At 45.5% G+C, this 23,499-nt stretch carries 22 protein-coding genes and 4 tRNA genes; 10 read left to right on the forward strand and 16 right to left on the reverse strand.

Annotation, left to right across the window (positions count from 1 at the left end):
* The coding region (locus J7623_RS20445; protein WP_291923859.1) for a hypothetical protein at positions 1-4,321 on the reverse strand (4,321 nt) is incomplete at its 3' end.
* A gap of 426 nt (positions 4,322-4,747) precedes the next feature.
* On the opposite strand from J7623_RS20445, the gene rpmI reads away from it, so the two are divergent.
* Both rpmI and rplT read left to right on the forward strand, forming a co-directional pair.
* Positions 4,748-4,945: a 50S ribosomal protein L35 gene (rpmI, locus tag J7623_RS20450; RefSeq protein WP_079471802.1), complete on the forward strand. Its 198-nt coding sequence runs from the start codon at positions 4,748-4,750 to the stop codon at positions 4,943-4,945.
* Between the two features lie 48 nt (positions 4,946-4,993).
* A complete protein-coding gene (gene rplT / locus J7623_RS20455; protein WP_078673350.1) occupies positions 4,994-5,338 on the forward strand; it encodes a 50S ribosomal protein L20 in 345 nt (114 codons plus the stop codon).
* A gap of 3 nt (positions 5,339-5,341) precedes the next feature.
* Here the strand turns inward: rplT and J7623_RS20460 are convergent, their stop codons facing one another.
* The 4 genes from J7623_RS20460 to J7623_RS20475 all read right to left on the reverse strand — a co-directional run bounded on the left by J7623_RS20460 (position 5,342) and on the right by J7623_RS20475 (position 8,764).
* Positions 5,342-6,151 carry a 4-(cytidine 5'-diphospho)-2-C-methyl-D-erythritol kinase gene (locus J7623_RS20460; protein WP_291923876.1) on the reverse strand — a complete coding sequence of 270 codons (810 nt, stop codon included), beginning with the start codon at positions 6,149-6,151 and terminating at the stop codon, positions 5,342-5,344.
* 74 nt (positions 6,152-6,225) lie between these two features.
* Positions 6,226-6,825 carry a bifunctional nuclease domain-containing protein gene (locus tag J7623_RS20465; RefSeq protein ID WP_291923878.1) on the reverse strand — a complete coding sequence of 200 codons (600 nt, stop codon included), beginning with the start codon at positions 6,823-6,825 and terminating at the stop codon, positions 6,226-6,228.
* A gap of 190 nt (positions 6,826-7,015) precedes the next feature.
* Entirely contained in the window at positions 7,016-7,987 is a 972-nt protein-coding gene (locus tag J7623_RS20470; RefSeq protein WP_291923880.1) for an electron transfer flavoprotein subunit alpha/FixB family protein, read from the reverse strand.
* Between the two features lie 36 nt (positions 7,988-8,023).
* Positions 8,024-8,764: an electron transfer flavoprotein subunit beta/FixA family protein gene (locus J7623_RS20475; RefSeq protein ID WP_291923882.1), complete on the reverse strand. Its 741-nt coding sequence runs from the start codon at positions 8,762-8,764 to the stop codon at positions 8,024-8,026.
* Positions 8,765-8,900: 136 nt separating this feature from the next.
* Between J7623_RS20475 and J7623_RS20480 the strand changes: the two genes are divergently transcribed.
* Both J7623_RS20480 and tilS read left to right on the forward strand, forming a co-directional pair.
* Positions 8,901-9,212, forward strand: coding sequence for a tetratricopeptide repeat protein (locus J7623_RS20480; RefSeq protein ID WP_291923884.1), 312 nt, complete (start codon positions 8,901-8,903; stop codon positions 9,210-9,212).
* A gap of 24 nt (positions 9,213-9,236) precedes the next feature.
* Complete coding sequence (gene tilS / locus J7623_RS20485) at positions 9,237-10,574, forward strand: tRNA lysidine(34) synthetase TilS (protein WP_291923885.1); 1,338 nt, start codon at positions 9,237-9,239, stop codon at positions 10,572-10,574.
* A 47-nt stretch (positions 10,575-10,621) separates the two neighbouring features.
* Here the strand turns inward: tilS and J7623_RS20490 are convergent, their stop codons facing one another.
* From J7623_RS20490 to J7623_RS20510, 5 genes are all read right to left on the reverse strand, one after another.
* Complete coding sequence (locus J7623_RS20490) at positions 10,622-11,236, reverse strand: rhomboid family intramembrane serine protease (RefSeq protein WP_291923886.1); 615 nt, start codon at positions 11,234-11,236, stop codon at positions 10,622-10,624.
* A gap of 30 nt (positions 11,237-11,266) precedes the next feature.
* Positions 11,267-11,740: a 23S rRNA (pseudouridine(1915)-N(3))-methyltransferase RlmH gene (locus J7623_RS20495; RefSeq protein WP_291923888.1), complete on the reverse strand. Its 474-nt coding sequence runs from the start codon at positions 11,738-11,740 to the stop codon at positions 11,267-11,269.
* 249 nt (positions 11,741-11,989) lie between these two features.
* On the reverse strand, positions 11,990-12,742 hold the full coding sequence (locus tag J7623_RS20500) for a metallophosphoesterase family protein (RefSeq protein ID WP_291923890.1): 753 nt from the start codon (positions 12,740-12,742) through the stop codon (positions 11,990-11,992).
* A 108-nt stretch (positions 12,743-12,850) separates the two neighbouring features.
* Positions 12,851-12,924, reverse strand: a tRNA-Arg gene (locus J7623_RS20505).
* 85 nt (positions 12,925-13,009) lie between these two features.
* A complete protein-coding gene (locus J7623_RS20510; protein WP_291923892.1) occupies positions 13,010-13,960 on the reverse strand; it encodes a Dyp-type peroxidase in 951 nt (316 codons plus the stop codon).
* A gap of 387 nt (positions 13,961-14,347) precedes the next feature.
* Here J7623_RS20510 and J7623_RS20515 point away from each other — a divergent pair.
* From J7623_RS20515 to J7623_RS20540, 6 genes are all read left to right on the forward strand, one after another.
* Positions 14,348-14,421, forward strand: a tRNA-Arg gene (locus J7623_RS20515).
* A gap of 171 nt (positions 14,422-14,592) precedes the next feature.
* Positions 14,593-15,705 carry a heparan-alpha-glucosaminide N-acetyltransferase domain-containing protein gene (locus tag J7623_RS20520; RefSeq protein ID WP_291923894.1) on the forward strand — a complete coding sequence of 371 codons (1,113 nt, stop codon included), beginning with the start codon at positions 14,593-14,595 and terminating at the stop codon, positions 15,703-15,705.
* Between the two features lie 203 nt (positions 15,706-15,908).
* Positions 15,909-15,982 (forward strand) — tRNA-Arg (locus tag J7623_RS20525).
* Positions 15,983-16,127: 145 nt separating this feature from the next.
* Positions 16,128-16,201: transfer RNA gene (locus J7623_RS20530), tRNA-Arg, on the forward strand.
* A 151-nt stretch (positions 16,202-16,352) separates the two neighbouring features.
* A complete protein-coding gene (locus J7623_RS20535) occupies positions 16,353-17,570 on the forward strand; it encodes a tetratricopeptide repeat protein (RefSeq protein ID WP_291923896.1) in 1,218 nt (405 codons plus the stop codon).
* Positions 17,571-17,693: 123 nt separating this feature from the next.
* Entirely contained in the window at positions 17,694-18,701 is a 1,008-nt protein-coding gene (locus tag J7623_RS20540; RefSeq protein ID WP_291923897.1) for a hypothetical protein, read from the forward strand.
* On the opposite strand, the gene J7623_RS20545 is transcribed toward J7623_RS20540, so the two are convergent.
* The 6 genes from J7623_RS20545 to J7623_RS20570 all read right to left on the reverse strand — a co-directional run bounded on the left by J7623_RS20545 (position 18,686) and on the right by J7623_RS20570 (position 23,278).
* The gene (locus J7623_RS20545; protein ID WP_291923899.1) at positions 18,686-19,435 is read right to left on the reverse strand and encodes an HAD-IIB family hydrolase; all 750 of its coding nucleotides are present in this window, start codon (positions 19,433-19,435) and stop codon (positions 18,686-18,688) included. The genes J7623_RS20540 and J7623_RS20545 overlap by 16 nt on opposite strands.
* A 9-nt stretch (positions 19,436-19,444) precedes the next feature.
* On the reverse strand, positions 19,445-21,520 hold the full coding sequence (gene tkt / locus J7623_RS20550; RefSeq protein ID WP_291923901.1) for a transketolase: 2,076 nt from the start codon (positions 21,518-21,520) through the stop codon (positions 19,445-19,447).
* A gap of 114 nt (positions 21,521-21,634) precedes the next feature.
* Complete coding sequence (locus J7623_RS20555; RefSeq protein WP_291923902.1) at positions 21,635-22,048, reverse strand: hypothetical protein; 414 nt, start codon at positions 22,046-22,048, stop codon at positions 21,635-21,637.
* A gap of 8 nt (positions 22,049-22,056) precedes the next feature.
* Complete coding sequence (locus J7623_RS20560) at positions 22,057-22,419, reverse strand: DUF1304 domain-containing protein (protein WP_291923904.1); 363 nt, start codon at positions 22,417-22,419, stop codon at positions 22,057-22,059.
* Between the two features lie 34 nt (positions 22,420-22,453).
* Positions 22,454-22,837, reverse strand: coding sequence for a DUF2809 domain-containing protein (locus J7623_RS20565; protein ID WP_291923905.1), 384 nt, complete (start codon positions 22,835-22,837; stop codon positions 22,454-22,456).
* Positions 22,838-22,945: 108 nt separating this feature from the next.
* Positions 22,946-23,278 carry a KGG domain-containing protein gene (locus tag J7623_RS20570; RefSeq protein ID WP_291923907.1) on the reverse strand — a complete coding sequence of 111 codons (333 nt, stop codon included), beginning with the start codon at positions 23,276-23,278 and terminating at the stop codon, positions 22,946-22,948.
* Positions 23,279-23,499: the final 221 nt, after the last annotated feature.

A 23,499-nucleotide genomic window follows, 5' to 3' on the forward strand; every position in this document is an offset into this window, starting at 1 on the left:
TAGAATTGAATAAAGTGGTATCAGCAATAGTGATCCATGATTGTTTACCACCCACGATGGTCCATGCACCGTAAGCACCCATTTGCGCAGGCTGGATAGCGGCCATGGTAAAGATGGAATCATTACAATGTTTCTGGTCACCGCCGGCAACTGCCGCAGAAGGCACTTCATAGTTGGTGAGTTTCACCTGGGAAGTGGTAGCAGCACAAGTACCATTGGTAATGGTCCATACCAGTGTAGCGGTATGACCAGCCAGCAGTGTCACTTTAGAATTGAATAAAGTGGTATCAGCAATAGTGATCCATGATTGTTTACCACCCACAATGGTCCATGCACCGTAAGCACCCATCTGGGCCGGTTTGTTAGCGGCCAGTGTGAAGATGGAATCATTACAGTGTTTTTGATCAGGGCCGGCTACAGCGGTAGAAGGCACTTCATAGTTGGTGAGTTTCACCTGGGAAGTAGTAGCCGCACAGGTACCGTTGGTAACAGTCCATACCAGTGTAGCGGTATGACCAGCCAGCAAGGTCACTTTAGAATTGAATAAAGTGGTATCAGCAATAGTGATCCATGATTGTTTGCCACCTACGATGGTCCATGCACCGTAAGCACCCATTTGCGCTGGCTGGATAGCAGCCATGGTGAAGATGGAGTCATTACAGTGTTTTTGATCAGGGCCCGCTACTGCGGTAGAAGGCACTTCATAGTTGGTGAGTTTCACCTGGGAAGTAGTAGCTGGACAAGTACCGTTAGTGATAGTCCATACCAGTGTAGCAGTATGACCAGCCAGCAGGGTCACTTTAGTATTATATGCTGTGGTATCAGCAATAGTGATCCATGATTGTTTTCCACCTACAATGGTCCATGCACCATATGCACCATATTCAGTAGGATTATTTGCGGAAAGGGTGAAGATAGAATCATTACAATGGTTTTGTGCTGCACCCGCATTTGCTGCTACCGGCTTTTTGAAGTTGGAGATAAACATGGTATCCGTTGTTGTGATACAAGGACCATTGGCTATCGTCCAGAACAAAGTAGCCGTATCGCCTATAGGGACTGTTATGGTAGCATTTGGCTGGTTCGGGTTAGTGATAATGGCATTCGGATTCCATGTTGTCCATACGCCGTTAACACCAGGTACTCCCGTGGTATTACCATTTAGCTGGAACGCGGTGTTGAGTTCGCAGGCAGATTGGTCAGCACCTGCATTGGCTTTGTTCGGTTGAGCATATACGGTTACTACTACGGAAGCACAGGCTGTATTACCGCAAGGACCAGCGCTTGGTGCCATTACATAATAAGTAGTGGTAGTGCTTACATTAGCAAAGACCACCACTGAACTGTCTGTTGTTAAAGAAGAAGTAGGGTAAACGCGTTTGCTGCCAGGTGTGCCCGGGCAACCACCTGTATACCATTTCCAGGTAGCAGGCTTACCAGTAGAATCAACACCCAGTGATCCTCCTACAACCGTCAGCGTATCATTTCCTTTAACACAGATGGCCGTGGTAGATGCTGTAATTTTAGTCGGACTGGTGGATGGTTTTTCTACAGATAGTGAGAAAGTAACAGTTTTGCTGCAACCTGCTAATGTATCTTCCTTGGCAGTCAGCACAAAATCATAATTACCGGCAGGTGTGTTTGCAGGTAATTTTACTTTAAAGGAGTCTGTAGCATTTTGACTTGGCCAGGTACCAGTTATCTGACTAAAGCCAGGCATTTTTCTGCTGACAGGGGCAGACGGTAATACATCCAGTGTATAAGTGAGAAGCTTACCTGTTTTACCCGTAATCATTACTTTAAATGAGTCCACCGTATTACATACCGCAGGAGCATTGATATTCACCGTAGGAGCGGCTTTTACCGTTAGCTTAATTGTAGAGGAAGTAGATCCGCTACATACGCCATTGGAAATGCTCCAGATGAGGGTCACTGTTTTATAGCCACCCTTGATAGTGGCAATAGCGTTATACGCGGTATCATAATTCAGTGTTACATCCGCAGCAGTAGTACCTGCACCTAAAGTCCACTTACCTTTTTCACCAACACCAGGTTTGGTGGCGTTCAATTGGAAAGTGTAAATGTCACACTGTACCATATCTGCTCCCGCCACACTAGGGGTAAGCGGTTTGGTATTGATCAGTGTAACACGGTTGGTATCGGTACAGGCAGCCAGTGCTTTGTTGGTGATGATCCAGAAAAGGCGAATCGTATCACCTGGTTGTACACCTGTCACAGTTGTTTGCGCACTGGTAGGATTTGTGATGACGGCCAGTTTGGAAGGACCATCAAATATCCATTTACCTTGCTGATCTGCAGGAGGTGTACTTCTTTTAATATTGAAGTCATTTATATTACACTGCCTGTAAATGGTGTCTATATCTGCTTTTGGCAGGGATCTTACATTTATGGTAACAGAGTCGGCGGCGCTACAGGTGTGGTTGGTCAGCATCACCTTATATTTTTTCGCGCCGGTATCAATCGGTGTATGCGTGAGCGTTACATCATTCAGGTTACCAATGGTGGTACCATTATAACTCCATTTCCACGACAGACTGTCAACCGGGGCACCACTGTTGGTTTCTGTAAGGGTAATAGATTTACCCAAACATATTTCCAATGGAGTGGCTGTCATTTTAACAACGGGCTGTTGGTCTACAATCACTTTCGCATAACCGGTATCACGACATTGTCGCGGTTGTTTTGTAACGCTGTTCCATCCATAGTCTGCAATACCAATCGCTCCAAAAGTAGTGGTCACAGTAGGGTAGGCCGTCATTTTCGGCCCGGTGACAATAGGAACCGTTTGCCATTCGTAGGTACTATATCCGCCGGCTGCGGTGAGTATTACGGAATCTCCGATACATATCCTCCCCGAGGAAACGGTTACCTTGGGTTTAGGAAGAACCGAGATTTTTGTATATAGAGATGGGGCCGCACAGTTGCTGGGGTTATTTTTTTCCAGGATGTTTACCCGGAAGTAATAATCCACAATCTGGTTAGGATCTCCTTTCAGTGTTCCCACCGGGAAGGTAAGAACAGAGGAGTCGATGCCGGTAACACCTGCCGGGAAAACCGGATTAGTTGGCCAGTTAAGCGTATCCTTGGTAAACTGCCATTGATAGGTTGGGTTGGTGAAGTAATCTAATGGGCTGTATACCGCTTTAATAGTAACAGGAGCGCCTTCACACAACGAATCCGCCCTTAAAGGCGGTTTGGAAACTCCATCAATAAATGAATAAATATAGGGACTACAATATTTAAAACTGATATCATCAATGGCGATGTCGTTTCCGCAATCACCGAGTTTGTCATTTATAATGGAGAGTGTTACACTGGTTACGTTAGCGGGTGTTTTAAATGCACCTCCATATTCCTGCCATGTGGGACCATCCAGGTTCATGGATACGTCATAAGTTTTGAATCTGGCAAGTACGGTTCCGCTAACAGCATCAGCGATCTGGAAAGTAACCCCTGCGTAGTGGTAACCATCACTGTTACCTGCGGCACAGGTGGAGTTAAATACTTCCAGGCCGTTTACGTTCATAAACCAGGCACTGAAGTTATACATAGAGCCCGGGCAAACAGGCACGCCCTTTTTAACAAAGAAGGTTTTTTTCTCAATCGCTGAGTTGGCGATCAGCATACCACCCACATATTTGGGGTCGGTGTTAGGTGTATGATTCGTGGCAGTTACCCATTCGTTTCTGATATGTGTATTCCAGTATACCATGTAGTTGTTATCGCCAAAATTACCTGGCGGATAAGCCATATAGTTATAACCGGTACCGTCAGTAGGTACATTGGGGTTACTTACACTGTAATTGGCGCCTACGGGAAATTTTCCAAAGTCTTCGAGGAAGTCACCCACACCTGTGTTTTGTCCAAGACATACTGCCTTTGAACAGTCCTTTACATAGATTGTTCTGGTAACAGATTGAATAACACCGTTACGATAGATGTCTGCTTTTATAGTATATAAACCTAAACTGTTGAATTGTATGGTTAAGGCATTTTTATTATAAGCAGTTTCACGTTTCTGCCCGATCAGCTTAGGTGTCAGATCGGGGTATCGTTCCGTTGAGTACAGAATGTTGTAGGTTCCTCCGGTAATATACCAACTGACCGAGTCGGCCAGCTTATAGCTTCCGTTATTGGGCCACAGGAAGGCATTTGTACTGGCGAAGCTTCCAAGGCAGGCAGAATCCGGCAGGTTCATCCATGGCTTATCCGCCACCGGCGTTGGTGTCTGCGCATCTGCCTGCTTATTCAGCAGGATCAGCCCCAGTAGGAGGAATAAAAAGGTTAATAGACGTTTCATAGGTGCAAGCAGTTAAGTAAAAAAAGTATCAGGGCTGGTAGATCGGTCTACTCAGTCCCATTGGTGCTCAACTCTTTACATCGATAGAGAAAGCCGGGGAGGGATATCCGGCACAGGGTAGATAATGTGTAAAATGGTTTCATAGGCGTCAGGTGTTTATACATGGTATGGTTAAAATATTCAATTAAAATAAAATTAAAATTATAAATAATATAGAAAAATAAAAAAAGTGATAATTATTATAATATGAATAGGGGCCAGATAAGTTGGAAGGACAACGAAAGGAAAACTGATTGTCAATGGCTTGTGGAAGGGTAAAAAAATATTAATAAGTTATCCACATTTGGGATCAGGACTTATTTATTTATACAAGACTGTGCTTTATTGAATTAATTTCATACCTTTGCAGACCAAATTTGATGTAAGATGCCCAAAGTAAAGACACATTCCCGTGCCAAGAAAACGTTCAAGGTTGGTGGGAACGGACAGATTAAGCGGTTCATGGCCTTCAAAAGCCACTTACTGACTAAAAAATCTACGAAAAGAAAACGTAGCTTAAGAGGTAGTACACTGGTTCATGAAGCAAATCTTAACCTGGTTAAGAGAATGCTCGGAATGCGCTAGTATCTGTCAAAAGAATCGAATTTTATAACCTGAGAAAAAACAAAGCAAATGCCTCGTTCAGTTAATGCCGTAGCTTCAAGAGCCCGGAGAAAAAGGATCTTAAAGCAAGCCAAAGGCTTCTACGGTAAAAGAAAAAATGTTTACACCGTAGCTAAAAACGTTCTTGAAAAAGGACTCACTTATAGCTATGTTGGTCGTAAATTAAAGAAAAGAAACTACCGTCAGCTGTGGATCGCCCGTATCAACGCTGCTGTTAGAGCAGAAGGGTTGACCTATTCTGTGTTTATGAACAAATTAGCTGGTAAAAACATCGACCTGAACAGAAAAGTTCTGGCTGATCTGGCTATGAATGAACCAGAAACTTTCAAAGCGCTGGTAGCTTCTGTAAAGTAAGACTTACTTAATAGTAAATACCCGATAGCTGGCATCCCACAAGATGTCAGCTATTTTGTTTTTAGGAAAGATACCAAACAGTGCTGAGCCACTACCACTCATCGTAGCATACAAAGCCCCCGCCTCATATAATTGTGCTTTTATTTTCTCCAACACCGGATGCGCCGCAAATACAGGCGCTTCAAAATCATTCGTCATTTTATCTTTCCATTCCATTACCGGTAACTGAATCACTTCCGGTAAAGACCAGGCCCCGGGCTTCGGCGTCAGCTGCTTAAAAGCCCAACCCGTATTTACATGAATCCCCGGATGTACTAACAGCAACGAATACCCGGAAAGATCCAGGTTCACAGGCGTCATAATTTCGCCCCGCCCGGTAGCAAAGCACGGCTGATTCTCTATAAAGAAAGGGCAGTCACTCCCCAGTTGCGCCGCATAAGCCACCAACGCCGCTGTACTCAACCCAAGCTGAAACTTCTGGTTAATCAGCCGCAGCATAAACGCTGCATCTGCAGATCCTCCACCGAGGCCGGCACCAATCGGTATATTTTTATGCAGATGAATGTGTAAAGGTTGCACCTGTGGAAAGTCCTGCCGTAACAGCTGAAATGCCTTCAGGCAAAGATTGTCAGCCGTATCACCGGGAATATCAATACCACTGCTTTCAAATTGTAGCGTAGCATGTGTAATCCCTTCCAGGGCATCACATACAGGCAGGGGATAAAAAATGGTTTCCAGGTCATGAAAACCATCCGGGCGTTTCCGGGTAATATGCAGGCCCAGGTTTATTTTACAGTTGGGAAATACAATCATGTAGCATTCATTGCATAGCAAAGCAACAGCTACAGTTTGGCACTGCCGGCTGCATCGCTTTTACTGAAAGTAATTTATTTGCTTTTGCGGCTGTTAATCTCATCGCGTATGGCGATGGCACGGATATAATCTTCCTGCTCCAATACTTCCTGTAACAGTGTAGTTAATTCGTCTACATTCATGGCTTTGAGGTCATCTTCTGCACCTTTTTCATGCTCCGAAATGGTAGGGGTCACCGGCTTGTTACTCTTCTTACCGGCAGGATCATCCAGCAGGATACCCGCACTGTTAAGAATATTCTCAAACGTGTAAATAGGGCAGCCAAAACGAACCGCAAGCGCTAATGCATCAGATGTACGGGAATCAATCTCGATGGTTTCATCGTTATTGGAACAGATAAGCTTGGAATAAAAAATGCCCTCCTGTAAATTGCTGATCACGACCTCCTGTAATTCTACATTAAAGGCGTTCATGAAGTTCTTCATCAGGTCGTGTGTTAAAGGCCGGCTGGGTTGCATTTTCTCAAGCGCTACCGCAATCGCCTGCGCTTCAAAGCCTCCAATCACAATAGGCAAACGGCGTAGCCCATTTACTTCTCCCAGTACCACGGCATATGAATGAGTCTGCGTAATGCTGTGCGATAAAGCAACTATTTCCAGTTCTATTTTTCTCATATCTGTCTTGCGTTGTCGCTGAATAGTTTGTAAGACCGTGAAGTTAGAAAAATATTCCTTATCTAAAAAAAATCTATCATGATAAATGCCTAATATACAAGTTGCGAGTTAAGAATTGCGAACAACGGGTGCAACACGATCTTAAAGTTTACACCAGCCCTTCGCAATTCTTAATTCGCAACTAAGATGATTATCCTTCCTTAAATTTTTTCACTGCCTGGGTCAGTGCGGGCACCACTTCAAAAGCATCACCTACAATACCATAGTCTGCTGCTTTGAAGAAAGGCGCTTCCGGATCTTTATTGATCACTACAATAACCTTGCTACCGTTTACACCGGCCAGATGCTGTATGGCACCGGAAATACCAATGGCCACATACAGATTAGGCCGCACGGTTAAGCCTGTCTGACCCACATGTTCATGGTGTGGACGCCAGCCTGCATCAGCTACCGGGCGGGAGCTCGCTGTAGCTGCACCCAGGGCTTTAGCCAGATCTTCCAGGATACCCCAGTTCTCAGGACCTTTCAAACCACGGCCACCACTTACAATGATCTCTGCTTCCGTTAAAGGAATATCACCACTCACCGTTTCTGTTTTTACTACCTTCACCTTAAAGTCAGCATCATTAATAGCTGGCGTGAAAGCTTCCACTGTAGCAGTTCCCGCGCCTTGCACCGGAGGGAACGTGTTAGGTAAAATGGCAATGATTTTAATGTCGGAGGTAATGTTGATGTTGGCAAATGCTTTACCGGAAAACACATTCTTCTTTACCACAAAACCATTGCTGGTATCCGGATAGGAAACAGCACCCGATACCAGGCCGGCTTTCAGGCGGGCAGCTACTCTTGGTGCTACGGCCTTGCCATCAAAATTATGAGGGAAGATGATCACCTTGCTGCCTTCTTTACCGGCTGCTTCTGCAATCACTTTAGTGTATACAATGCTTTCTACTTCATGTAAACGGGCATCAGCTGCATGCAGTACTTTCTGCGCACCATAGTTGCCCAAAGCCGCCAGCTCACTGGCTTCCACCGGACCTAATACCAGTGCCGTGGCGGTAGTACCCAGCTGTTCTGCTACTTTAGCACCGTAAGTAATGGCTTCCAGCGCTGCTTTTTTGATTTTACCCTGTGCCTGATCGGCAAATATTAATATAGACATGAATAATTTAATTAGTTGTGGAGAGATAGTTTACCCTTAGATCACTTTGGCTTCTTCATGCAACAGTTTTACCAGTTCTGCTACGTTATCAGGACTGATGAGTTTTACACCTGCTTTAGCCGGTGGCAGCTCAAAGCCTGCTACAGCCGTCAGCGTATCTGCCGCTACGGGTTCTACTACAGTCAACGGTTTGGTTCTCGCAGCCATGATACCACGCATATTCGGAATACGCGCTTCTGCCATTCCTTTCTGACAGGAAACCACTACCGGAAGAGATACTTCACAAACTTCTTCTCCACCTTCAATCTCCCTGTTTACAGTAGCTACCGTACCATTCAGATCAAACTTTGCAGCAATAGATACATAAGGCAATTCCAGCAGTTCCGCGATCATACCACCAATGCCGGAGCCGTTATAGTCAATCGTTTCCTTACCGGTAAAAATAATGTCGTATTGCTTGTCCCGGGCATGTGCTGCTATCTGTGATGCAATATAATAGCTGTCTGCACTGTCTGCATTTACACGGAAAGATTCATCGCCACCCAGTGCCAGGGCCTTACGTATAATAGGGTCACAATCTGCCCCGCCTACGGTAATAAGATGTACATCCGCTCCGATGGTTTCTTTCAGCTCCAGCGCCCTCACCAATGCATACCATTCGTCATACGGATTAATGATAAACTGTACACCAGCCTCATTGAATTTCGTGTTGTTGTCCGTGAAAGCTATTTTTGCAGTCGTGTCCGGAGTTTTGCTGATACATACTAAAATCTTCATGGCCTTAAACTGTTTTATTTAAAAATGCGGTAATAGCAAATATATCTAAATAAAGTACGCCAACCACAGGGGGAGAAGATGATTTTAATCAGTATAACGATTGACATATTGTATAATAAGATAATAATAAAACAGTATGGATAGAATTGCACAAATAAAGCAGCTTTTGTTGGCTACGCCCAACGACAGCTTCCTGAAGCACGCACTGGGACTGGAATATATTAAAATCAATGACGACGCGGCTGCCCGGCAGCAATTTGAAGAGCTGCTGGCTAATGAGCCGGGTTATGTAGGCTCTTACTATCAGCTGGGTAAGTTGCTGGAGAGGGCAGGCGACAACGCCGGCGCCCTGAAGGTGTATGAAACCGGGATGGCGATGGCCAAAGCAGGCAATGAAAGACATGCTTATAACGAACTGCAATCAGCCTACGAAGAGCTGGCCTATTGATATTTTAAATCCAATCAACACGGGATGCCTCAACATTTAGTGACTCATTTCTCCAATTATATTTCCCGGCAGCAATTGTTTGATCCGGCCCAGAAAGTCCTGCTGGCGGTTAGCGGCGGCCTCGACTCGGTAGTAATGGCCTGGCTTTTTAAACAAGCCGGCTACTCTGCAGGTATCGCGCATTGCAATTTTCAACTGCGTGGGGCAGAATCCCAACGGGACGAAGCATTTGTACAACAACTGGCTGCCAACCTGGAACTGCCATTGCACTCCATACAATTTGATACGCAAGCCTATGTCACAGAAAATCGCGTTACTATACAGGTAGCAGCGAGGGAACTTCGTTACCAATGGCTGGAACAAATACGCGCAGAACACGGCTACGCCTTTGTTGCCACGGCACATCATATGCAGGATAGCGTGGAAACGGCCCTGATGAATTTTACGAAAGGTACCGGTATCGCCGGTTTGCATGGCATATTGCCAAAGCAGGAACACCTGATCCGCCCTTTATTATTTACCGAAAAAGAAACGCTGGAAGCCTACGCTGCCATGCACAATATTGCCTATGTGGAAGACAGCTCAAATATAACGGATAAGTATACACGTAATTTTTATCGCCACCAGATTATTCCTCGTTTACAGGAAGCATTTCCGGCTGCTGTAAAGAATATGGCTGCCACCATTGAACGGATGAAAGAAGCGGAAATCCTTTACCAGGAAGCCATGGGCAAGCATCGTAAGCGCCTGCTTTTTAAGGAGAATGATACCTGGAAAGTGCCGGTACTGAAACTGCAAAAAAGTATTCCCCTGCAAACTATTGCCTGGGAATTGTTTCGTGAATTTGGTTGCTCTTCCGCGCAAACGCAACAGGTATTACTGTTGCTGGAAAGTGAGTCCGGCCGCTACGTGGAAACCGCTACCCATCGTGTTATCCGCAACCGGCAGTGGTTACTGATTACGCCGCTGACCACTGTTACCGCACCATTGGTGGTGATTGAGCCGGAGCAGTCAACCATTCATTTTGGTGGCGGACAATTACACCTGCGCCAACAGGAGAGAGGTACCGCAGGTATTCCTGCTGCTACAGAAACGGCCTGGCTGGATGCAGCAGCCATCAGCTTTCCGTTGATTTTGCGCAAATGGAAACAAGGCGATTATTTTTATCCGCTGGGAATGCCCAAAAAGAAAAAGGTAAGTCGTTTCCTGATAGATCAGAAGCTGTCATTGCCACAAAAAGAAAATGTATGGGTACTGGAATCTAACAAACGGATTGTGTGGATAGTAGGGATGAGGATAGATGACCGGGTGAAAATAACCTCTAAAACAAAGGCGGTATTGAGCATAGATTTTACTAAATAAACAGATGGATTTAGTTACATCTTCTGTAACTAAATCCATCCGCCTGCTTATTGCCGGTGTAAAAGTGTTTGTATAAAATACGTTCCCAGCTCAGGATGGAAGATCAGCGGGAACACAAAGCCGTAGACAGCCCCCCAAAAGTGCGCGGAGTGATTGACGTTGCTGCCACCTTTCCTCGACATATACGCAGATCCCGCCAGGAATAATACCCCGTAAACAACTGCCGGCAATGGGATGGCGGCAAATACATAAATTTTCTGCCACGGTGCAATCAGTATAGAAGTAAATACCACACCGGAAATAGCGCCGGAAGCCCCCAGTGATGCATAATACTGATTGTTGCGGTTTTTTATGTAAGAAGGAATATCTGCCACAATAATGCCCAGTATATAGTAAGCTACATACATCAGTTTGTTTTGAAACAATTGCTCGAAAACACCTTCAATGAATTCACCAAAGAACCATAGGGTCAGCATATTGAAGATCAGATGCGGGGTATCGGCATGTACAAAACCAGAAGTGATGAAGCGGTAGTACTGGTGATAGTGTGTTACCATATAGGGGCGCATCATCAACTTTTCCAACTGGTCGTTATTCTGGAACGCCATAAAAGAAATGAGGGCGGTAATGATGATAATAATTAAGCTGATAGTGATTGTCATATAAACGGGTTATTGGTATGCTGAAGATAACTATTGGTGATGATATTTCTCCCTGTTTAACACAGTATAGGCGCGGTATAGCTGTTCTGTGAAGATCAGCCGTACCAACTGATGCGGGAAGGTGAGGGGGGATAGAGACATTTGCAATTGTGCCCTTTGCAATACGGTACTGTCAATACCAAATGCGCCGCCTATCAGTATGATCAGCTGCCTGGTGCCTGCATTATTGCGCTGTTGCAGGAAATCGGCAAATTGTACAGTGGTCATCATCTTTCCTTTTTCATCCAGCGCCAGCAAAAAGTCAGTGGGTTGCAACATATCCAGGATGATTTTTGCTTCCTGTTTTTTCAGCTCAGGCACTGATAAACTGGCTGCCTGCTTTACAGTAGGGATCAGCTTTACTTCAAAATCTACGTAATGCTGCAATCGTTTTTGAAATACAGCAATGCCGTCCCTGATATAGGGATCATGTTCTTTTCCGATGCTCCAGAGTTGAATTTTCACGTCTTAAAAATTAATGAATCCCTGTAAAAGTAAGATTCCTATTAATAAAAAAAGCCTCCATCCCTGATGGAGGCCCTGGTGACCCGGATTGGACCCTTTTCAAACCAATTCCTGGCTGACTTAAGGTTGACTACCGAACTAAATACATGACAATCTGAATTCTATAATTAACCAATTGTCTACCTGCACAGATACGTTGTTAAACAGTGCAGCAAATTGGTTCGGAGATACATTTTTTAAATCATCGATTTACCGGACAGACAGGTGTCTGATAAGGAAAGCACGACCCGGATGCCCGAGCTGATTCAACTGATCAATAACGTGTTGGTGATCAAATGAGACTTCATGATGGCTTATACTGTAGCCTTCCTTTGCAGCTTCTAAAATAGCATAGCAAGCATTACGATTAGGGGTGAGAGACAGACTAACCGCACCGGGATTTACCAGGTGAATCCCATTCCATCTCCTCTCCATTGGCAAATGCGTATGTCCCATACATACAAGATTGGCATCACAGCTACCGAAGAATTTCTGTATGTCGCTGTCCTTCATTTCTGGTGCGATACCCGGACCATCATCACGCCCGGGAGACGCATGTACACCAAGAAACCGGGAACCATCCGGCAGAGAAATGCTTAGTTCAACAGGCAAATCCTTCAACCATTGCAGCCACCCGCTGGCAGTCACCATACCCTGTGTCCACGCAAATGTATTTGCTACTTCAACAAGCGGTGGCAGGAGCCTGGAATCTTCACGAGCCTCTTCCAAAGTTGGAGAAGGCCTGTCTCCACTCACTACATAACGATCGGTGTTGCCCCGGATCACTTGCAGCCCGGGAAGGCGCATAAGTTGTTCCAGCACGCCGTTAGGGTCAGGACCAAGTGCTACCAGATCGCCTAAAATCCAATAGCCATCTATGTGACCTTTGCGCTTAATATCAGCCAGCACGGCTTCCAAAGCAAGTGCATTTCCATGAATGTCAGCTAACAAAACTATTCTCATTTCATAAAAATAATGATTCTCTTTAATTTATTCCTTTGCGAACCTGGATGCAAAAAACAGAGGAGATCCAACAAAAAAGCCGGCCAGACGATAGTCTGGCCGGCTTTGTGACCCTGTCAGGATTCAAACCTGAAACCTTCTGATCCGTAGTCAGATGCTCTATTCAATTGAGCTACAGAGCCATTATAAGTTGAATCGTAAAGGTATTTATTTTTTCCAAAATGCCAAACAGTTATTAAAAAAAACGGACCATCTTCTCTCTTTAGGTTACCCCGCAAATTCATCCAGCATGTCCATAGAAGGCACGAAAAACAAGCTTCCTGTAGTTGCAGTGCTAAAGTCAAGAATACGGTCATAGTTGCCTGCAGGATCGCCCACAAACATATTGCGAAGCATCTTTTCAACCGTTGTAAAAGTGCTGGCATAGCAGATAAAGTAAGTGCCCATTTCGTTGGTTGTTACACTACCAAACGGCATATTATCCCGCACTACTTTGAAATCATCTCCAATATTTGCCAGTGCAATATGTGCGTTCTTAGGTTTTATCTCATCGCTCATTTCAATATCCAGTTCCTTTGAGCGCCCGATTACTTTCTCCTGTTCAGCTACCGGCAGTGATTTCCACGCATCGAGATTGTGAAGATACTTTTGCACAAACAGGTAGCTGCCGCCTTTATAGACAGGATCTTGTTCATCAATCACGGCAAAATAATCACGGTCTGTTCCATGCGGATTTTCTGTACCATCTACGAAACCCAGGATCGAGCGGCTGTCCCAATAGCGAAAGCCCTGCACTTCCACCACACAATCTGCTATCGTTTTCATAAAATCGGTAATTACGGAAGCCATATCATAGGCAAAGCTTTGCACGTCGGAGCGAATGTGAAAATGGAGGTCGCCTTTCGTGGCAATGGCCGTATGTTTGGCGCCTGTAATCGTCTCAAAGTTTTTAAGTTCGGCCGGTAGGGGTGTTGGTAAACCCAGCTGCAGCCATGCATTGTAGCCAATGCCCATTACACAGCTGGCTTTTGAGTTGGGAAAACGATCGAGTGCGGAATTATTCAGGTTGATCACCAGCGCGCATACCCTCTGGAACACAGGTTTGATCTGCGCCGCGGTAAGGCTGTCTTTAAAATTCCATACCAGGAAATAGGTATTGTTGTTTGGATAATCCGTTACATTTTGTGGATTGTTCCTGCTGATGGTACCAGTGGTCATGCGAAATAATTAGGTATAAAAAAGAAAAAATTGTCCGGCGGATATTGTGCTTACTGCCGCCTTAAAGGTAATCAGGAATCAACATATCAATCAGAAACTATCCATAGAAGTATTGAATTATATAAATAGTTTATGTATTGTTGTGTTGGTCTGTAGCAGATTAGCTGATGTTGCAGGCGGCTTTTTTAGGGAGGTATATAAAATCATGACTATTTTTTCAGGAAGATAAATATTTCTTTTTAGTTTTTTTAAATCCGTTAAATAGCCTTGTATCGCTGGTTTCCGGTTTTTTGATTAGACGTATATACGTGGACGATAGTTTGATGTGAAAATTTTTTTGGCTGGAATAAAAAGTTGTTACATATTTGCACTCCCAAACAGGGAAACGGCTCCGTAGCTCAACTGAATAGAGCATTTGACTACGAATCAAAAGGTTTCTGGTTTGAATCCAGACGGAGTCACAAAAGCCTCCAGGTATTACCTGGAGGCTTTTTATTTTGCAGACATCCTTTCTTTCTCTCCTTTCTTTTTTTATATTTATCTTCTTGCAAAGGCTCCGCCTGTATTATAACCCATTCACCGGAACCGCTGTCACGCGCTGGCGGAAGCGGAAATAAAAAAAATAAACGAACATGCCGATAGCAGTAAAGCAGCGATTACTATCCCTTGATTTCTTTCGCGGTGTAACAGTCGCCGCCATGATACTCGTGAATAACCCAGGCAGTTGGAGCTATGTATACGCGCCACTGGAGCATTCCAAATGGAATGGCTGTACACCCACCGACCTGATCTTTCCCTTCTTTCTGTTCATTGTAGGTGTATCTGTTTCCTATGCATTAGGCAGCCGGAAGGAGGATCCCATGCAGCACAAAGCGCTTATCTGGCAGGCATTGCGGAGAGGGGCAACTATTATAGCCCTGGGCTGGTTGCTGAACCTTTTTCCCAGGTTCGACTTTGCGCACCTTCGGTTTCCGGGTGTATTGCCACGAATAGGGGTGGTGTTTAGCATCTGTGCAATACTGTTCATTAAAACAAGCCGGCGTACACAGATCTGGGTAGGGACTGCGCTATTACTGGGCTACTGGATTATTATGACGTGTATTCCTGTACCGGGGATCGGGGCTGCCAACCTGGAGCCGGAAACGAACCTGGGAGCGTGGCTGGATCGCCTGGTATTTACTCCCGCTCATTTGTGGAAGGGGTCTAAAACCTGGGATCCGGAGGGCATACTCAGTACGATTCCGGCTATCGGTACAAGTATATTTGGGATGCTGACAGGTAGTTGGCTGCAGCGTAAAGACCGGGAGCCGGGCGTGAAGGTATCCTGGATGTTTGTCTATGGCTTCATAGCAGTGTTGCTGGCGCTGATCTGGGATTCGTTTTTTCCCATTAATAAATCGCTGTGGACAAGCTCTTTTGTATTATATACCGGTGGCCTTGCTACCATGTCGCTGGCTTCCTGTTATTGGCTGATTGATGTGCAGCAGCGTCAACGCTATCTGACGCCCTTTGTGGCGTTTGGCCGCAATGCCATTACAGCTTTTGTACTATCCGGCCTGGTACCGAAGCTTTTGGGTTATATACCGGTGAAAGATACCAATCTCCATGAATGGTTTTATCAAACGGTTTTTGTGAGCTGGTTATCGCCTTACCATGCCTCGCTGGGAGCTGCAATATTGTTGGTATTGGTGATCCTGGTGCCGGTGGGGTGGATGTACCGCAAAAATATTATCATTAAAATATAGGTGGTTTTAATGGTCAGAATGGATACTAACGTAATTGCATATACGAATTAATCACAGATCCCAGGCGTTAGCTGAAATGAAGTATCCAATAGCCTTTTGTCTAATTACGTATACCCGTTGCCGATAGTGAAACGAAAAATAGTTTAAATTTTTTTTGTTTAATTTAAAACAAATCCTACATTTGCAATCCCAAACGGGGAAATGGCTTCATAGCTCAACTGAATAGAGCATTTGACTACGAATCAAAAGGTTTCTGGTTTGAATCCAGATGAGGTCACAAAAAAGATAGAAAATGCTGCATTAATTGCAGCATTTTCTATCTAAAAAAATAATCTGAAGAAAAGCTATCAGGTATAAAAACTTGAAAAATAATTTGTTAGAATAAAAAAATATTCTACATTTGCAATCCCGAAAGGGGAAACGGCTTCATAGCTCAACTGAATAGAGCATTTGACTACGAATCAAAAGGTTTCTGGTTTGAATCCAGATGAGGTCACAAAAGGACGAACAAGGTTATACCGGGTTCGTCCTTTTTTTATGCCCGAAAGTATCCTGGCGCTGCCTGCAGAGTAGCAGGCTCCCGGCGTTTAACATCTTCCGTTGATATTCTTAAAATAATATATTTTTATATCTTAATATTTTAGGGTATGGTTCTTTCGATGTCCGATCAGATGAACGAGGTATTGCTTGATGCGCGAAATTTTAGCATCGACAAGAAAATTTATTACATAGACAGCATTTTGTTACTACAGGTCTTGCTGCGTAGGAATGATTTTTTGTTACCCATTCCGGAAGAAGATAAGCAGGTACTACAGCAAAGGTTAAGTGCCTATTCCTGGCCAGAAATAAATACTACTCCTAACCTGGAAAATATTCCTCTTACCATACAACTGGAAGGGATGATTAAGGGCGCACTAAAAATAAAACAACGGTTTTACCATACCCAGGGCGGCCTGACAGCAGAACATCTGATGTTGGTGATGTTAAGTGTAAAGGGGAATTGCAGGAATCAACTGGAAAGGGTAGGGCTTATTTTTGAAGACTATGTACATGCTTTGCAGCAAAAAATAAAACAAGAACCGGGGAAAGAGATAGTTTATACATTGAAAGTTTGCAGAGATAGTGCTGCCCGCGATTCACAAAGAGATGCGTTCCTGGAAGGCGTTACCCGTTTCTTTTCCGGGAAATCCGCAAGAAAAAAAATAGCGTACAGAAATTTGTTGGCAGCCGATTATTATTACCGGTATAATCAGTTTAAGCTATGCCGGAATTATTGCACGTATGCATTAAAAGCCAGTCCGGATGCCTGCGAAGCTCTTATTTTATACGCAGAGGCCTGGATGAAGGAGCATGCATACGACAAGGCGTATCCCCACCTGAAAGAGGCGTTGCTGTTAGATCCCGAAAATATTCGTATCAGGGTAACAATGGTAAGTTGCCTCTACCTTATGGGTGCCGTGCAAGAGGCAGAAACGTTGTGTCGGCAATTACCACACGATATGGACGACTGTTATCTGCTCAGCAACCTTGGATTTTTTTATGCGGATACTGGAAAATATGAGCAGGCCATTAGTATGCTGGATCGCGCTATCAGGTTGGGCGATGAGGAATATAACATCTTTGCCTATAACAATAAAGGTTATGCCCTGATGCAACTGGAACAGCTGGATACCGCTCGTGAATTCATATTGAAGTCGCTCACTTTACATAAGGGGAATGCGCATGCTTATCGCAACCTCGGGCTTTTATACCTGAAAGAAAATAATCCTGTTGCCGCGAAAGAAGCCTTGCTACAAGCAAAAAGATTTTCGTTTGCTGTCGACTGCGGTCCTGACGTGGATAAGCTCCTGGCTACACTTGAATAGTATTACATTTCTCCGAAAAAGAATACCCGGTTCCGGTAAAAAAATATTATCTTTTATAGGTTGTTATTTGAATATCTGACACGAAGTCGATCCTCAATTTGCCCAAAAAGGAAACCAGGAACTATGATACGGATCAAAAAAGAAGGGGAACTGCTGAAACCCACTGCGCTGGAGTTTGAAAATGAAGGCGTGTTAAACCCTGCCACCATCAGAAAAGGCGATGATATTCTTTTTTATTACAGGGCCGTGGAGAAGGGAAACCACTCCAGTATAGGCTTTTGCCGGCTTAGTGGTCCGCTGACCGTCACGGAACGATGGACTAAACCCCTGCTTTTCCCGGAACACGACTACGAGGCCCAAGGGCTCGAAGATCCCCGTGTAGTAAAGATTGATGATGTTTATTATCTCACTTACACCGCCTGGGATGGCGCTAACGCATGTGGGGCCCTGGCTACTTCCACTGATGGTATTCATTTTGAAAAGAAGGGCCTGATTGTGGCACAGATGGATTTTCCGAGGTTTAAAAAACTCGCCTCAACGAATTTTACGCTCAATGAGAAATACACTGTTTACAACGACTTCAATCACCGGTTATGGGACAAAGATGTTGTTTTTTTCCCGAGAAGAATCAACGGTAAACTGTACTTCCTGCATCGTATAAAGCCCGATGTACAACTGGTAGCGGTGAATGATTTATCAGAATTGACCCCCGCTTTCTGGGAGGATTATTTTCTGCATCTTGGAGATCATATTGTACTATCATCGAAACATGCACACGAGGTAAGCTATGTGGGTGCGGGCGCTCCGCCCGTAGAAACGGCGCATGGCTGGTTGCTGATCTATCACGGTGTACACGAAACAAAGCATGGATACGTGTATGTGGGCTGTGCGGCCTTACTTGACCTCAACGATCCGATGAAGGAAATTGCCCGGCTTCCGCATCCTATACTGGTACCAGAGCGGGTTTGGGAGGTTAGGGGAGATGTAGATAATGTTTGTTTTCCTACAGGCACCGCTGTATTCGGCGATGCCTTGTATATTTATTATGGCGCGGGCGATGAAGTGATTGCTACTGGTATAGTTAGCATCACGGAGTTAGTGAACGAATTACTCGCTCATAAATCAGTATAACAAGCTACAATCGTAGCAATTACCCGCTTGGTTTCTTCCGGGTCACGCACCCGGATGCAATCTACACCGGCTTCCTGGGCTGGGTAGTCGTTGCCGCCGGGAAAAATAGCATCGCCGGCAAACAGCATTTCTGCGATGGCAATATGTAAAATGTCCTTTAGCTTATGAATACCGTAAGCCTTATCAATACCAGGTTTGGTAATGTCAACAGAAGTGGTGCCACCCAGGTTTACGGAAAATTCCGGGATGAGCTGTGCCAGCAAGGCTTTCATCTTTTGCCGTTTGGCAAAATCCGGATCCCATTTTTGTTTTTCGGCCAGTGGTGCTTGTTGTCCCAATGCGGAAAAAGTGATCTGGCTGCCCCGGTCTTCTATTTGTTCTCCCCAAAGCTGCTGCGGCTTGTAGCCAAGTTCCACCACTACATTACTTAAAGCGGTAACGATTTTTTCTTTTTCTGCTGCCGTGAAATTCTCTGCATATAACAGGCGCCATTCGTTGTCGTATTCGTAAAACTGCGTGCCGCAGGTGGGTAGAACAGACAGCTGTTGTAAGCGGTCTCCAATGGGGAGATGTGCCAGCACCTGCTTTTCAAATTGTGGCCAGGCTCCGCCTGAGATAATAGCCACCCTGGCCACCTGGAGCAGGGAATATAGCAATGCGCTCATTTCATCATCTATGGCGGATTTACTGGGTGCCAGGGTACCGTCGAGATCAAAGACCACCAGTTTTTTCATGGGCCCTGATTATTTATTTAATAACGCCAGCGCCTGTACGCAAATGTTATCAGCCGTGAACCCAAATTCACGCAGCAACACCGGACCCGGTGCAGAGGCGCCAAAACGATCTATCGAAATATTGATCCCCTTATCGCCGGTGTAACGTTGCCAGCCCATAGAGATGCCCGCTTCTACCGATATCCGTGCGGTAACGGCGGCCGGTAACACTTGTTCCCTGTAAGCGGGCGGTTGCAGGTCAAATAATTCCCAGCTTGGCATGGATACTACGCGAACGGCTATACGTGATTTTAATTTTTCCTGTGCCTGCAACGCCAGGTCTACCTCTGAGCCGGTGGCGATGATAATCAGTTCGGGAACGCCGTTAGGTGCCTCTGAAACAATATAGGCGCCGAAACGTAACCCGTTTGCCGCTGCATATTTACTGCGATCTATTGTTGGAACTGCCTGCCTGGAAAGGATCAGTGCTACCGGCCTGTCTGGTAGCAATATTGCCATTTGCCAGGCTGCAATCGTTTCATTGGCATCCCCCGGACGAATGACCACCAGGTCAGGAATGGCCCGCAAGGCGGCCAGCAGTTCTACCGGCTGATGCGTGGGGCCATCTTCTCCCATCGCGATGCTGTCGTGGGTAAACACGTATACTACTTTCAGCTCCGATAAGGCCGCCAATCGTATCGACGGACGCATATAATCCGAGAATGTCAGAAAGGTAGCGCAATAAGGGATGATGCCACCATGAGCTGCCAGCCCATTGGAAATAGCACCCATGGCATGTTCACGTACGCCATACTGTATATTTCTGCCTTCGTAACTCCATACGCCGCCGGCGGCGCCCTGCAGGTCGCCATCCTTCATTAGCGGACTTTCAAAGTTGCCAGCGTCTTTTAATTCTGTATTGGTGGAGGTGTTGAGGTCCGCAGAGCCTCCAATCAGTCCGGGCAGGTGCGGGAAAAATGCCTGCATGATTTTGCCGGAGGCGGCTCTGGTAGCCAGTCCTTTAGCATCGGCAGGGAAGGCTGTAATATCTTTATCCCAGTTTTCAGGGATATGTCCGTGTATTACTGCGCGCAGCTCTTTCGCCAGCTCAGGGTATTTCTGCGCATAAATGATCATCTGTTCTTCCCATTTAGTGCTTGCCTGCTTACCAACATCAATGGCCCTACGAAAATGAGCGGCTGCTTCTGGTGGTACCAGGAAATCCGGTGTAGTGGGCCATCCCAGCTTTTCTTTGGTGAGCTTTACCTCTTCCGGGCCCAGGGGAGAACCATGTGCGGCAGTGGTATCCTGTTTGTTGGGAGAGCCATAACCAATATGTGTGCGCACCAGTATCAGGGAGGGCCGGTCGGTAACCGCCTGCGCAGCACGGATAGCCTGATCGATAGCGTCGAGGTCGTTGCCGTCAGCGACTTTTTGCGTGTGCCATCCGTACGACTGAAACCGCAGCGCATGATCTTCGGTGAAGGTTACCGGTGTAGCAGAAGCCAGGGTAATGCGGTTATCGTCATATAAATAAATCAGTTTACCTAATCTCAGGTGTCCGGCCAGGGAAGCTGCTTCCGCAGCTACTCCTTCCATCAGGTCTCCATCACTGACCAGTGCATAGGTATAGTGATCTATCACTGCATCACCTGGGCGGTTATACTTTGCACCCAGGTAAGCTTCTGCCATGGCAATACCCACGCCGTTGGCAAATCCCTGTCCCAATGGACCGGTAGTAACTTCCACGCCAGGAGCCAGGCCGCGCTCGGGATGCCCTGGCGTTTTACTGCCCCATTGGCGGAATTGTTTGATTTCTTCAATAGATAAATCGTACCCGGTGAGGTGCAGCAAACTATATAGCAGTGCAGAACCATGGCCGGCAGACAATATAAAACGGTCCCGGTTAAACCAGTCAGGGTCAGCAGGGTTATGTCTTAAAAACCTGGACCAAAGCGCATAGGCCATCGGAGCAGCGCCCAGTGGCAGGCCGGGATGCCCGCTATCGGCTTTCTGTACGGCATCAACAGAAAGAAAGCGCAGCGTATTGATACATAGTTCATCCAGTGCAGCAGGATTCGGTATAACCGCAGTATTGGTACTCATGGAGCTGTCTTTTAAAGGTGAAAAAGATCACTCATAGGTCAACAAACATCATGCTCATAAGGTTGGCAGAAATTTTCAGCCATAGTCAGGGTTAACGATATAATAAAACGGGAACTATTCGAACAGGGAAAGCTCGTCGCGGGTAACGGCATGAAAAAGATTCTGGAGCTGGTGAACATGCACAATGGGCCTGCCATAGGCCACAAGGCCTTCCGCCGCATCGGTAAGGGGCTGAAATACCCCGTTTTCGTGACGTACGTGTACACTATGCAGCCGGTTGTATCTCAGGGAATATACATTCACATCTTCTCCATGATCCGGATCTCCTTTAATAAAGCCAAACCGGGATAGGAGGTATACGTCCAGGATTACCGGGTTGATTTTGTCAAAAGGAAGTTTACTGCGTGGCAATCCTGAATTGTAGACATACCCGTCTAAAATACCTTCCACCACAAAGGCTGCTTCCTCCATGTTGTAATCAAACCAGGCTACATAATTTCCGATCCGGATATCTGAGGCTTCAATCATAAAACAGGTTAAGCCAGCAAAACCAATAACAACGTAATGAGTGCCGGTAATGCCTGCACGAAAAATATCTTTTTGTCGGCGGTAAGAGCGCCATACAAGCCAGCTACGATGACGCAGCTCAAGAAGAAAATAGCCACCCGCGCTGCCCAGACAGGGTCGGTAATAAAGAACGTCCATGCAAGACCCGCCGCAAGGAATCCGTTATATAAGCCCTGGTTGGCGGCCAGTGATTTGGTGGGAGGAAAGAGTTCTTTAGGGAACTGCCGGAACACTTCCGGGCCTTTCGAGGTCCAGGCAAACATTTCCAGCCAAAGGATGTACAGGTGTTCTATCATCACCAGTGCGATTCCTATTTTAGTTAATATCAGCATAAGGGAATTATTAAAGGATACCCGATAAATATACTTAAATTATCTTTTCAAGCAGCCAGGCAACACCCAGCGCAAGTAGGGTACCTACGGCATAACATACACAGTCGCTCCACAGGAAGCCATGTCCCAGAAGAATACCGGCAGGCGTATTGCGGAATTTCACAGCCCAATCAGCCTGGTATAGCTGCTGTACTTCAATAAGTATACATACCAGGTAGTTACTGATACCGATTTTCCATAGCGGGGTAACCGGGTAGAGGAACCTGATGCCAAAGAATATACAGGTGGCTGATAATACATCACCGCCATAAATGCGAACTAACTCCGGGAAATATTGGGGAGCCCACCTGGTGGCCAACCCTAGAGGGATATTCAATAAAATGAGAAAGAAATAGCACCAACGCCTTTTTGCTACCATAGGTTTAAAAAGCGATAAATATAAGAAAGATATTCTTATATAAGGCACTACAGGGGAGGAATGGATCTGTGTCGGCTGCACTAATAAAAAAGCAATAACCCGCCTGGGTTATTGCTCATTATTATTGCTTTCGTTTTCTGTGTTATTTTTCTTTTTTCCGCGGTTAGTACCACCTTTACGGCCTATGGCGGCCATGTGTTCGCGATTTTTACTTACTGCTTCGCCGCCTTTTTTACCTGCTGCACGTGCTTCTTCAGAAGTGAATTTGTGAGCTACTCCCTGTTGATGTGCAGCTTTTCCCCCTTCTCTCGAAATGGCACGTTGCTGTTCAGGGTCCATAGAAGCGAATCCGCGTTTACTATGCTTACTTTTCTGTTCTGAGTTCTTTTCGGGTGCATGTGCGGCTACTGGCATGGCATGTTGAAATCTGGTGTCTTCCATAATCCTGAAGTTTTATAGTGATAGTAGTTAAAAGAGTCTGTAATAGCGATCAAGATATGTGCCACCGCAAGGACTCCGTACTATTGCAGGTTTAGGGCGACATGTATCAATGAATAGGGCAATACATTCCACAATCCATAGAATTTTTAACACACTTTTGAGGTGCTTTCCCCATTTTATCCCACTGAAGTCCTTCATTTTCCGTGGCTTATATTTTGTTT

The organism is Chitinophaga sp., from assembly GCF_017745275.1.
Classification (GTDB): domain Bacteria; phylum Bacteroidota; class Bacteroidia; order Chitinophagales; family Chitinophagaceae; genus Chitinophaga.